This is a genomic window from Buttiauxella gaviniae ATCC 51604 (assembly GCF_001654835.1).
Lineage (GTDB): Bacteria > Pseudomonadota > Gammaproteobacteria > Enterobacterales > Enterobacteriaceae > Buttiauxella > Buttiauxella gaviniae.
In genome coordinates this window covers 13,933-25,987 of sequence record NZ_LXEP01000006.1, presented here as the reverse complement: position 1 = coordinate 25,987, position 12,055 = coordinate 13,933, and the positions used below count along the sequence as shown (strand labels likewise).

Here is a 12,055-nt window from a genome sequence, read left to right as displayed (position 1 = left end):
CGCGCAAAACAAACTCGCCTGCGGTTGTTAACCCAGCAGCGGGCAGTTTGGTGGCAGACGGCAGCTTATCGCATTGGGATGTATATCAATGCGGAACTTCTGGCTGGTCAGCGGCTCGCCATCAAGGTTAAAAGTAATGTCGTGCGGGGCGGTTATCTCGAACCAGGATGAACGCCCATCAATAATATTTGGATTGTCGTCAGGTTGCGTCAGCGTTTTAAAAATTGCTGGCAGCAACTCTTCGCCAGTAAAAATACGCAACTCTAATAAACCATCATTAATCAACGCCTGCGGGCAAAGTTCCTGCCCACCGCCCGCCTGGCGGCCATTGCCAATACCGATCACCAGCGCATCGCCTTGCCACTCAAAATCTTGTCCACGAATTTCGCAGCGGTCTGGTTTGAGCGTGTCCAGGCGAATCAATCCGTGAACAAAATAAGCGATACCACCGAGCGCAGCTTTCAACTTTTCAGGTGTTTCAGTGGTGATGCGTGTACCAAAACCGCCGGTTGCCATATTAATAAACCAGGCCGATTCGTTCACTTGTACCAGGTCGATAGGCACGCCTTTGCCGACTATTGCCAGCTGCAATGCTTTATCCAGCTCCTGCGGAATGCCTATGCTGGTGGCAAAATCGTTGGCAGTACCGAGTGGTAAAATACCTAATACCGGGCGATGTTCCGGAGCGAGTTGCGCCAGCGCGGTTGCCACTTCGTTTATCGTGCCATCGCCGCCGCCAGCAATGACGGTATCGACACCCATACGAGATGCTTCTTCAACGTAACGAATCGCGTCACCTTGTTCCCAGGTAACGCGGATGTGTAACGTGTAACCCTCGTCACGCATGACTTTTACGGCGCTACGCAAGATGTCGTTGTTGGCACCTTTGCCGTTCAGAATGACGAGTGATACGGGAAACTGCTCCATGGCGGACCTCTGGAAATGTAGTTGAATTCAAAGTGTATCTTATGTGAAGGATTTGCGGGTAAGAACAGACTGAGTCTGCGGGGTTCAGCGATGAATAGTTCGGGACAAAGCATATTATTGATAAATGACATACATAGAGTTTTATGCGTAAGTATTATATCTGACGGCTTTCAACGCATTGAATAACTAAAAATACACAACAACATTCACTCAATAAAAAAAGAAATATGATGATGAACAACATTGAAGAAGAACGTGGGCGCCTCAGAGCGTCCTGCACTGTCGAATTAAAGGGATTCTCTCAATCGACGCCAGCGCAGATGTTTCAGGAAATGGCTGAATGGGCGCAGTCTAATGATGTAACCCATGACGTTTATGGTGAAGGTGCATTCATTCAACACTTTGAAGCGAAAGTGGCAAAACTGCTGGGCAAGCAATCGGCCGTATTCATGCCCAGCGGTGTTATGGCGCAGTTGATAGCAGTAAATATCTGGTGCGAGCGAAAGCGACTGCAGCGCTTTGGGGTACATGCATCTTCACATCTCCTGCTTCACGAAAAGCAATCCTATCAGGCTTTAATGCAGTTGCATGGCGTGACGGTAGGACATCGACTTCGGCCTATTGTGGAGGAAGACTTGTCAGCTGTTGCTGAGCCTCTGGGTTGTCTGGTCGTAGAGTTACCAGCACGCGAGATTGGCGGGCAACTACCGGAGTGGGAAGAACTGGAGGCGCTGAAAAAGAGTGCCGCGCAGTCAGGTACAACTCTGCATATGGATGGGGCGCGCCTGTGGGAAACCAAAGCCTATTACCAACGGTCATATGCCGAAATTGCTGATGGTTTCTCGTCAGTCTATGTCTCAGCCTATAAAGGTCTCGGCGGTCTTGCTGGCGCACTGCTGGCAGGCGATACCGACTTCATACAACAGGCACGTCTCTGGCAAAGACGATTAGGCGGCAACCTGGTGACGCAAAGTCCAATGGTGATATCTACCGCGATGCGTTTTGATAAGCAATTAGCCATACTTGAGTCTTGTTATCAGCGGACATTGAGCCTGGCCGCCTGCCTTCAAACAATACCGGGCATTCGTATTTTGCCGCGCACTCCTCAGGTAAATATGTTTCATGCGTATTTTGACGCAGAAAAAACAGCATTACTAAATGCACGGGATGACATTGCCCGTCGGCATGGGTATTGGTTGTTCAGCAATATGGACGAGGCGGAAGTGCCTGGTTGGTGTAAAACTGAGTTCTATATAGGTGACAGCTTGTTGCAGATGAGTGACGTTCAAATCCTGGATTTATTCAGCGAATTAATGGGGCAGGTTAATAAAGGCAATTAATGTTTCTGGATTGAAACTGGCGCAACGGTGTTTGCAAATGTTGAATCGGTAACGATAAAAAGGTGGCCTGCGGAAGTGCCTTTCTCTTTGGTGTTAATAGGGGCTTTCAGCCGTGCAATGCGGCCTTGCACGGTACGCAAGACTACTGAAAGCCCTCAAAAGCTACCCGACTGTGGACACTGTGTGGACGTTTTGTGCGTCAGTTCCGCCACGTAGCGGATTGAGTGACACTGCGTCCTGTAAGTATTCAGGTGCGAAGTGAGCATAGGTCATGGTTTGCTCAATTCGTGAATGTCCCAGTATTCGTTGTAGCGTGATAATGCTTCCTCCGTTAATCATGAAGTGAGTGGCAAAACTGTGGCGAAGCGCATGTGTAGCCTGGCCGGATGGTAAATCTGGTTTAACATCCTTCATTATTTGCCGAAACTCTTTGTAATGGGCATCAGTAAACAGGAATCCGCGTTTATTGCCTGCAATCATTTCAGTCACTTCCTGTGATACAGGAACGGTGCGTGGCTTGTTTGTTTTGGTCTTCACAAACGTCACACGATTCTGAATGATATGTTCAGCTTTTAACTTCACTGCCTCACCCCATCTTGCCCCGGTACTCAGGCAAAGCACTGCAATCTTCTTGTTGTCCCCGTCCAGCCTTGAAAGCAGTAATGCGATTTCATCCTGCGTCAGGTATCCGGTTTCCGGTTGCTGCTCTTTAAGCCTTCTCATACCGCGGATCGGGTGTTCACCGCAGAATAATTCAGCTTCAATTAACGCTGTAAACATTCCACTCAGGCAGGTCAAATCACGGTTTATGCTTGCTGGTTTGATACCCAAACTCCGCCGTGCAGTGCTGTACTGACTGATGAGTGATTTCGTTATCTGAAATGCGCACGGATCGTCAGTTATTTTAATAAAGAGCTCAATTTTACTAAGATAATTCTTACCGTAATCCTCATGCTGCCCTTTTAGCTTCCACCAGACTTGAGTCAACTCTGACAGGCGGCGCTTATCAGTCGGTTTTGAGAGCCACTCTTTGTTGTGGTGGTTGTACTGGGTGTGCTTTTCAAATGCGACAGCCTCACTTTTCTTTTCAAACTTCCTACGGATGCGTTTTCCGTCGCGTCCGGTAGGCCTTATGTCCACTTCATAGCGACCATCATCGAGTTTCTTGATTGTCATAAGAAAGCTCTCCGATAAGTGCGACTATTTTTAACTGCTAACTCTTTTTGGTTGTGTTGTGCGTATTTTGCGACTAGCAGTAAACATTTGTAACGAATGTAACAGCGTTGAATTGTTAACCAGTCTTTTGGCCTGAGTGCTGCAAGGTTGTTGCGTCTTGCCCATAGTGTGCGAGGGCCGGTGCAATTTGACCGGATTCTGGGGATATCTGGTCAGTCATAAACCACATCGTATATTTCATGAATCTAGGGTGCTGCAAAACCTTCATCATCGCCTCTACGCCAGGGTTCTTGTCTCCGGCTTCGTAGGCAGAAAGTGAGCTATAAGCAACGCCAGTTAACTCACTGAATTGTTTTCGATTAATCCTTTCAGACTCTCTTATAAGCTTGATTTTTTCATGAACTGGGATTGACATGCGTTCTCCTATGGAAGATTATTCTCTCATCAGGGAATATTTCCCTTATTAGATTTAAGACCTCTAAAAGCGACTATTAGAGACTAAAGGCGATTATTAGCCCTATAGGAGAATCTATCAGATGAGAAAGCAGGTTGTAAGCACTACCGATGCTGTGCCTTATCAGGAGTTCGCCAGACTTATTGGCAAATCTGAAGCAGCAGTAAAGAAAATGATTGAGAAGGGCAAGCTACCGGTTGTTGAGATGACTGATCCTCAGTCTAGCTCTGGTCGTGCAGGTGAATACTGGGTTTATCTTCCAGCCTGGAATAACGGCATGAAAATGGCTTATGAAAGTCGCCCGAAAGAAATAAGGGAAGGGTGGTTGATGTGGTTAGGTCTTGGTGAGCCAGCATAATTTAAAAGGTGAATATTATGGATATGACGGAATGCCCTTCGCTTGCCAGTCTGCTGGTTCATGGCCAGAAAGTTACGCACCATGCGCACCAGCGCGGATGGATTGAAACCCCAGACGGTCGCTTTTTCCAGCCTAAAGCTACTGAAGTGCAATTTATTAAAAGTTGCCGCCTGCCGTTTATGTCTCGCCCACGTAACCCCCGTCGCTGGTTCGCCAGACTGATGGGCATCTTTGCTTAAAGAGAGTGCTGATGATGGCTACTGGACAGAGCAAACCAAAATCTGGGCGTGAAGCCTTTCTGGCACAACGGGCGCGACTCAGCGCCAGTCTGGCCAATGCCCGTGCCAACGATACAGCCAGCCGTTTCAACCGACTGGATGAGACACAAAGAAAGGTTGTTTTCATGCTGGCCAATGCAGCATCGCAACGGTTTAAGGAGCTGCCACAACTTACCCGCAATCAACTGGGGAATAGTTTTGAGAGCTTCAGCGAACAGGAGCGACGCAGCCTGATGCTTGGCATTAAACACCTGGCTGAATTAGCGGCCGCAATACCCTGGGAATTTTTGGATATTGCAGCCCCACATCATGAAGTGCAGGCGCAGCGAGACAAACCGCCAGCGTCGGAAACCACAATTAATTAATTCCTGATTCGACCCAAAAAGAAAACAGGCGCTAACGCGTCGGGCTTCCTGCACCCTGGAGAAAGTGAAAATGATTCGTTCGATTGTTAAATGGCCCGGTGGTAAAGGGCGCGTTATTCCTGATCTGTTGCCTCATTTGCCGAAAGCTGACTGCTTGATTGATCCGTTTGTAGGCGGCGCTTCTGTATTTCTTAATACGGATTATCGCCGTTATGTATTGGCCGATATAAACCCAGATTTAATTAATCTTTACCGAGAGGTAACCCGCCATCCTGAATTAGTAATTCATTCTGCAAGGTATTTATTTGAAAACTTCAACAGCCCTGACGGTTACGCAGAAATACGCAGAGCTTTTAATATCAAGGGCTTTTATTGCCATTCACCATTTGGCATGTCTGGCCTTCTGGCTATGTCTGCGAAAATTACCCGGGCAGCGCAGTTTCTTTATTTGAATCGCCACGGTTACAACGGGGTGGTGCGTTATAACCAGAGCGGTGGCTATAACGTTCCATTTGGTAACCATAAGAGTGCGCCTTATCTGCCTGAAGCGGAGATCCGTTTATTTGCTGAGAAAGCAAAGGACACAACAGCTATTTTTATGTGCTGTCCGTTTGAGGTGACGATTCAGGCAACAGCTAATAAAGATGCGGTTCTTTATTGTGATCCCCCATACCTGCCAGTAAGTGAAACGGCCAACTTTACCCAGTACCACAGCACACCATTCGGAGCGCCACAGCATCGTGAATTAGTCGCGGCACTGCTTGCCGCAAACATAAAACACGGCATTCCGGTTGTGCTTTCCAACAGTGACACAGCTGCAACCCGCGATATTTACAAAGCGTTCAATTTTCAGGAAATCAGCGTTAACCGTTCGGTTAGCTCAAAAGTCTCTACACGTGCAGCAGCCAAAGAAGTGATCGGCACCCTGAAGGTTTGCGCCGGATGTGGTCGCCACGGTGGCGGGCGCTGCCCTGACTGCGGCCCCTGCTGTGGCGATGCAACCTATAGAGAAATGATGGCAACGGCTGCGGCTTATGGCGTGGAGCCTTTCTGATGCTTGGCGCAATGCATGGTGAGTTATGGGCCGGTTATGACCCTGCAGCAGCCGGTGAGGATTTCACGGTTATTGCAGTAGTTGAGCGCATTTTTGAACGTCAGCAAATCAATTATATCCACGTTGTAGACGTTGAAGTTTTCGACGCTGCAGAGGGTTTGCACGTTCGCAGGCAACTGGAGTTTACAACTAAGTCAGAAGCAGACGACATAAGGCCCGGACAGACGCTTAATAATTTCGGGCAAATCCGGCATGAGTGAATTAGCCTGGCCATGGAATGCCCCCCGCGCAGCCATACTGCCTTATGTGCCTGAGCCAAAACAAATCGCCCCGACTTCCGGGGCGCAGTTGTTTCATCCAGCCGTCGAAAAACACATTGATGGTCTGTTTGAACGGGCGGGTTATAAGCCGGCAGAAGTCCGGGATCGTAATGCCTTAATACATGCCCTGGATAAACTTGAGCCGCGAGGTTTGCCGCTGGCCATTTATAAAGAACTGGTCGAACAGGACACTGCAGCTGCTCGAGCTATTGCTGAAAAATGGGCCGAGACTCCAGAGGGCGTGGAGCATCGTCTGAGTGATGAGCCGTTTTACATCCGTGAAGTGTGGCGCAAGAAAATAACCTGGTTGCGAGCCAATCGGGAGAGCCGACACGTTAATGATTTTTTTATGGGCACCGTGAAAAAATCATTACTGCGTCTTGATGTTGTGCGTTCAAAACAAGGCATAACAAATGATGCTTCCAGCGAGCTGGCTGCATACTGGCGTGGCCGTTGGGCGCATCTGGCTGGGTTCACCAAACGTGAAGCCTTGAGTGCGGCGCATGAGATTGCCGGACGGCTTGAAGAAATGTTTGCGACGGAATGCGCGGCGCTAGACCTCGACATTCACACCATGAGTGATAAAGAGCTGCACTGGCTTTATGCGCATCTGGGCCGTGAAATGCTTGCGCTACGTGTCACACCTCCTGCCTGGTCGAAGGAGTTCGACCGGGAGCGCATTTTTACCGCCATATTGCGCATGAGTTCGCCTGACTGGTGGGGCAGAAAAATCTGGCGTCTGCGCTGCGACTGGCGCGAAAACCAGTTACGCGCCACCGGCGCGGTACATAAAAAAGCGCATGCCTATGTTAGCGCATCCAGTCTGTCCGAATGGCAGGAGCAGCGACGTAAAAACCGTGAGTTCTTTAAAAGTCATGAACTGGTTGATGCAGACGGTAACGTTTCATCGTTAGAAGACATGATTAATAAGTCCACCTCTAACCCCGCGATACGTCGTCATGAGCTGATGGCCAGAATGGCCGGTGTTGAAATGGTCGCACAGCAGCGCGGTGATGTTGGTGTTTTCCTGACTATCACCTGTCCGTCGAAATATCACAGCAATATCCAGTCCGGGCACCATAACGCAAAGTGGAATCATTCGACTGTTGCAGAAGCCCAGCACTATTTATGCACTGTGTGGAGCCGTGCAACGTCTGCGTTGAAGCGTGACAAATTGCGGCCCTACGGCTTCCGGGTTGCCGAACCACATCACGACGGCACGCCGCACTGGCACGCGCTGTTATTCATGCCGCAATCCGAGGTAAAAGCCACAGTAGAAATTCTACGCCGCTATTTTATTGCAGTAGACCGTGAGGAGCTGGGACGTAATACCGGTGCCAGATTCAAGTCAAAAAAAATGGACCCGAGCAAGGGATCGGCTACTGCGTACATTGCTAAATATATTTCAAAGAATATTGATGGCCATGCGCTGGCTGGCGAGCTGGACACGGAAAGCGGCAGGCCATTAAACGAAACGGCCAAATACGCAATGGCGTGGGCATCCCTTCACCGCATCAGACAGTTCCAGCCATTAGGCCAGCCGCCAGTTACCGTTTACAGGGAGCTGCGCAAACTCAGTAATCAGCTTGTTAATCAGCAAAAAATCGCCAGTACGTTCAAGCGTGGCGCTGCCTTACTGTCTGATCCCGCAATGGATGCGGTTTGTGCGGCGGCTGATGTGGGCTGCTTTGCCAGTTACATCAATTATCAGGGAGGGGTGCTGATCCCCCGTGATAAATACGTGGTGCGCCTGGCATATCAGCCAGCTGAAGAAATGAATGATTACTGTGAAATCCCCGAAAAGGTTTTCGGTGTCTGGTCGCCTCGCCTGGGCGAGATATCCCGTATTTGTACCCGTCTTGTTAAGTGGACTATTCGCGCTAAAACTAACAGTGATGCAGTGGCCAAACGTGCCGCTGGTTTGGGGGTTGACGTTTCCCCGCCGACCTTGGGCGGCGCTTGGAGTTCTGTCAATAACTCTACGGACGGCGAAATAAACACCGATTTTGAGCCGGTAGAAGATGTAATGACAGAAGCATTTGAAGAAGAAATTACAGATTTTGAGGCAATGGATGATGCAACGCGGCGCAGGTTGTTGCGGCGGCTCCGGGAAACCCCGCCAGAACGGTCAAAAAACCGATCACCTTATAAACCGGGTAGTGAATTAGATATTGCATGGCGTGAAGCTGTGGCCAAAACGCAGGCCAGAGCCAATGCCGAACACGTCAGGCGGCAAGAAATGGCGCCTGCAATTGAGCGGATTTTAGCTGAAGGTGAATTGCAGCGCCTGGCGATAACCAGGACACAGGCAATTTCCCTGTTACAGGGCGGAAGTTTGGTCATTGGAAAAAGGATATACCGCGCAACCAGGTGCGGGGATTTACTCAGCAACCAGAAAACATCAACGGCACAAAGAATCAATAATCTCTGGAATTACCTGCAGGCGGCACATGGTGTAAATGTTTCTAAACTACGATTCGATCCGTTTGGGGAATATTCAAAACTTGCAGAACGGGATAAGCAGGCAGAGAAGATATAAAAAGCCCCGGCACTTATGAAGTAGTCGGGGCTTTTTTCAGGCTAACTGACCATTAAGCAAGTCACGGGCCAGTTGCTGCTCATCTGGCTTGAGTCGGTCGATTAAAAATTTAACCAGTTTATTACCCGTTAACCCGCTAGGACTGAGGGTATGCGAAAACGTCATATTCATCACAAATGTGTGCCCACATTCCACGACTGAGCAGGCGCAATAAATATCTGATATTTGTTGGTGTTTTCTGTTTGTCTTTTTGATGATTGCACGGGCGTTACACTCCGGACAAAAGACCCTGATACCTGACATGTTTCCAGCTCCGTGTTTCTTTGACTGGGTATATTTTACGTTTTTCCAGCTCATTTATCACCCTGAATAACAGAACTTTGCAGCGATTGTGCGAAATTAATATGTAAGTTTGCAGGGATTTCATTATCTGTATTCACGCTGTCACTGATAAGCTTTTGCACCGGGATCACCTCGTCACGCTGGTAAGCGTCGCGGGTTTTCGTGATGTCAGGAAATGAGCTGTTATTGTTCGGCATCATACCGGCGAGGCCTGGCGGGAAGCGGTGAGCGTTCAGAATGTCTTGCATACTGATATTTTTAATACTGACAAATTCATCCTTTGCGCCCATATCGCTGACCGGAATAAGTTGCACCCCTTTTTCCTTCCCGTTCGGGATGTTGATTAGCATGGATTTGAAGTTGCCGGCCCCCTTACCTTCAGCAATCTGCTTTCTCATCTCATCTTCCATTTCATCTGTCATGTTTGGGTCAGTGGTGTAAAGGATGTACCCCAGATGTGCGCCGTTTCGGTAATAGCGGCGACGGAAGGTTGTGGCTTCGTTGTTCAGCATGGCAGAACTGATACCACCGAGATAATCAGGCTTACCATAGACCTGCTGGCGCGTGTCATACAGTTTCACAAAGACGATGTCCTTTTGCGCGTACTCCAGATGGCCACCTTTCTGCAGTACATAAAATTTTCCGTCTTTACCCCGGCGGGTATACAGCGAGGGGAGAGGCACAAGGCCAATGACTTTGCCAAATGCATTGCGTAGTTTGAGCAAGGCCACGTCACCAAAAGTGAGCAGGTTTAGCACTGTGGCCTGAATATCATTCTGAAGCATACCGGCATTACTGATTAAATCAGCGGTGATCATGTTGGTACGCGCTCGCAAAATACCACCATGCTGGCCGTTAATATCAGGCAACTCTGCCAGTGCAAGCCGGTTGACTGGAGGCGTGTAATACAGGTTGGAGCTGTCGAAATACACCGGCTCATATTCAAGTGGGTTTAAGATGGCCCGTTCAGGGTTTCCAAAAGAGATCATCGACATTTTTTGCTGCGCCGGCGCGGTGTTTTCTGCCGTAACCATCGGTTTTTTATTCTTTCTGCTCATCACAAAATCCATCTTGATTTGCGTTTATGTTCGGTATTGAGCGGCTCATTCACCATCGCGTGAGCGATAGCCCAGAATGAGTCTGCATGTCCTGTTTCAACGGAACGTGTGGCGACAAACGTCATGGCATTGCCGCTGCTGGTTGTGGTGCGCTTGATGGCCATAAAACTGGCGGCAATATCTTTATCTTCCCGATCCCATTCAATGCGGTTACCTCCGACCGCATCAATCATCTTCAGTACCAGGCGGTTTTTGCTTTCGACGCTGTAATGAATGGGAACGGCTTCACGGGGCGCAAAGGCGCTGACAATATCGAATACCCCCGCGCCAATGCCGGTCACATCAATACCTATATAAGTCAGGTTGTACTGCTCTTTGATTTTCTTAATTTGTTCGGCCTGGAATTTGAAGGACAGGCCTGTCCAGGTCCATTTTTTCAGGACGCGGAATTTTTCAACGGCATAAAGCGGTACGGCAATAATCACAAATGTGGCGTTGTCTGTTGTGCGGCTGGGGTCATAGCCACCCCACACCTCACGATTACCAAACGGACGGGATTCATCAGATTTGAAGTCCTGCCACAATGCCGGGTCAGTGCCGCATTTCATCAACTGGTCGAAGGCAAAAACAGCGTCTTTATCATCGACAAACACGCACATGAACAGCATGTCGAATGCGGGCCCGCTGTAGCGGTCGCGCAGGTCGTTCACGTTAGCCAGGTTAAAACCAGCTTTTACAGCATCCTCAATGGTGACGATAAAGCGCCAGTGCTTATCCGGGCACAGGCGACCACCATCACGCAACTCTGCTTCAGTCGGGAATGCAATATCTTTACGTTCAGCCCGACCGCGCCGCCATTCATCACCTGTCCAGAATGGGTAGGCTTCGTGAGCTTTTGAGCTGGGCGTGGAAAAATAGGTAATGCGCCACTGATCATGTGTAGCCATCGCGCTGGCCACATCATTGAGTTTGCGAAATTTGGGTATCCAGAAATATTCATCAATGTAGACATTGGCGCTGTTGGATTGTGCTGTGTTGCTGTTGGTGCCGAGAAAACTCAGTTCTGCGCCATTGCTCAGTCGGATGGGGTTGCCAGTCAATTCCACGCCGAGAAACTTCTGGGCAATCTGGACGATGTAGGAACGGAACACCTCAGCCTGGCGCTTTGACGCTGACAAAAACACCTGCGGTTTACCGTTTAATATTGCATCTTCCAGTGCTTCACCGGCGAAATACCATGTCGCACCCAGCTGGCGGGACTTGAGCAGATTACGGATTTTCTGATGCAGGTTTTCACGTAGCGTCAGCTGATAGCCAAATAACACAGACACCCATTCTGCAAAGGAATCCGCGGTCAGATGGCTGATGTCATTTTTCTTTTTGCGGGCCTTACGCGCAGGCTTTTCGCCATCCTCAGTCTGGAGAATGGCTGTTGTGCCAGACGCAGCATACTGGGTTAGCTTTTCTTCACGCTTTGCCCGTTGCGCCATGAGTTTGATGTGATGGCCAACAAGTTGATCCAGTTCGCGCAGTTCTAAATCGGATTTCTTATCCCGGTCGGTCAGCAACTGAATGCGCCGCGCCAGAGCTGCTTCCACACCTTCTTCACTGAGCATGTCACGCCAGCTGAATTTTTCAGCCCAGTAATAAACGATGCGCACTGAAGGGAGTTTTAATTCCTCTTTGATTTCCTGTGGTGTCCATCGTTTCAGATACAGCTGGCGGGCAACGGCCCTGATTTCATCTGAGTATTTTTCTGCCATGTTCCCTCTGGCCAGTTTCCGTTTTTCCCCATTCTGACCATCTGGCATACCTGCCGCATTGCCTGCTTTTCGGTTTGGTTC

13 protein-coding genes are annotated in these 12,055 nt (G+C 49.2%); 7 read left to right on the top strand and 6 right to left on the bottom strand.

From position 1 onward, the window contains the following. Positions 1-27: 27 nt before the first annotated feature. Positions 28-927 (bottom strand): lipid kinase YegS, encoded by a 900-nt coding sequence (yegS, locus tag M977_RS03835; RefSeq protein WP_064512341.1) that lies wholly within the window; start codon positions 925-927, stop codon positions 28-30. 233 nt (positions 928-1,160) lie between these two features. On the opposite strand from yegS, the gene M977_RS03830 reads away from it, so the two are divergent. Further along, on the top strand, positions 1,161-2,267 hold the full coding sequence (locus M977_RS03830) for a threonine aldolase family protein (protein WP_064512338.1): 1,107 nt from the start codon (positions 1,161-1,163) through the stop codon (positions 2,265-2,267). Positions 2,268-2,429: 162 nt separating this feature from the next. On the opposite strand, the gene M977_RS03825 is transcribed toward M977_RS03830, so the two are convergent. Then, positions 2,430-3,443, bottom strand: coding sequence for a phage integrase (locus M977_RS03825; protein WP_064512335.1), 1,014 nt, complete (start codon positions 3,441-3,443; stop codon positions 2,430-2,432). Between the two features lie 115 nt (positions 3,444-3,558). Next, the gene (locus M977_RS03820; protein ID WP_064512333.1) at positions 3,559-3,858 is read right to left on the bottom strand and encodes a helix-turn-helix domain-containing protein; all 300 of its coding nucleotides are present in this window, start codon (positions 3,856-3,858) and stop codon (positions 3,559-3,561) included. A gap of 121 nt (positions 3,859-3,979) precedes the next feature. Between M977_RS03820 and M977_RS03815 the strand changes: the two genes are divergently transcribed. The 6 genes from M977_RS03815 to M977_RS03790 all read left to right on the top strand — a co-directional run bounded on the left by M977_RS03815 (position 3,980) and on the right by M977_RS03790 (position 8,811). Beyond that, positions 3,980-4,255: a regulatory phage cox family protein gene (locus M977_RS03815; protein ID WP_064512331.1), complete on the top strand. Its 276-nt coding sequence runs from the start codon at positions 3,980-3,982 to the stop codon at positions 4,253-4,255. A 17-nt stretch (positions 4,256-4,272) separates the two neighbouring features. After that, on the top strand, positions 4,273-4,494 hold the full coding sequence (locus tag M977_RS03810) for a phage filamentation protein Fil family protein (RefSeq protein ID WP_064512330.1): 222 nt from the start codon (positions 4,273-4,275) through the stop codon (positions 4,492-4,494). Positions 4,495-4,505: 11 nt separating this feature from the next. Beyond that, a complete protein-coding gene (locus M977_RS03805) occupies positions 4,506-4,898 on the top strand; it encodes a hypothetical protein (protein ID WP_245163482.1) in 393 nt (130 codons plus the stop codon). Between the two features lie 70 nt (positions 4,899-4,968). After that, on the top strand, positions 4,969-5,952 hold the full coding sequence (locus M977_RS03800; protein WP_064512328.1) for a DNA adenine methylase: 984 nt from the start codon (positions 4,969-4,971) through the stop codon (positions 5,950-5,952). Further along, positions 5,952-6,212 (top strand): hypothetical protein, encoded by a 261-nt coding sequence (locus M977_RS03795; RefSeq protein ID WP_064512326.1) that lies wholly within the window; start codon positions 5,952-5,954, stop codon positions 6,210-6,212. The genes M977_RS03800 and M977_RS03795 overlap by 1 nt, the downstream gene beginning before the upstream one ends. Continuing rightward, positions 6,205-8,811 (top strand): replication endonuclease, encoded by a 2,607-nt coding sequence (locus M977_RS03790; RefSeq protein ID WP_064512324.1) that lies wholly within the window; start codon positions 6,205-6,207, stop codon positions 8,809-8,811. The genes M977_RS03795 and M977_RS03790 overlap by 8 nt, the downstream gene beginning before the upstream one ends. A 36-nt stretch (positions 8,812-8,847) precedes the next feature. Here M977_RS03790 and M977_RS03785 read toward each other — a convergent pair whose 3' ends face one another. The 3 genes from M977_RS03785 to M977_RS03775 are packed head-to-tail and all read right to left on the bottom strand — an operon-like array spanning position 8,848 to position 11,974. Beyond that, positions 8,848-9,168: an Ogr/Delta-like zinc finger protein gene (locus tag M977_RS03785; protein WP_064512322.1), complete on the bottom strand. Its 321-nt coding sequence runs from the start codon at positions 9,166-9,168 to the stop codon at positions 8,848-8,850. Beyond that, the gene (locus tag M977_RS03780; RefSeq protein WP_064512319.1) at positions 9,165-10,211 is read right to left on the bottom strand and encodes a phage portal protein; all 1,047 of its coding nucleotides are present in this window, start codon (positions 10,209-10,211) and stop codon (positions 9,165-9,167) included. Before M977_RS03780 ends, M977_RS03785 begins: the two co-directional genes overlap by 4 nt. Continuing rightward, positions 10,211-11,974, bottom strand: a complete 1,764-nt coding sequence (locus M977_RS03775) for a terminase large subunit domain-containing protein (protein ID WP_064512469.1) — start codon at positions 11,972-11,974, stop codon at positions 10,211-10,213. The genes M977_RS03780 and M977_RS03775 overlap by 1 nt, the downstream gene beginning before the upstream one ends. Between the last annotated feature and the right edge of the window lie 81 nt (positions 11,975-12,055).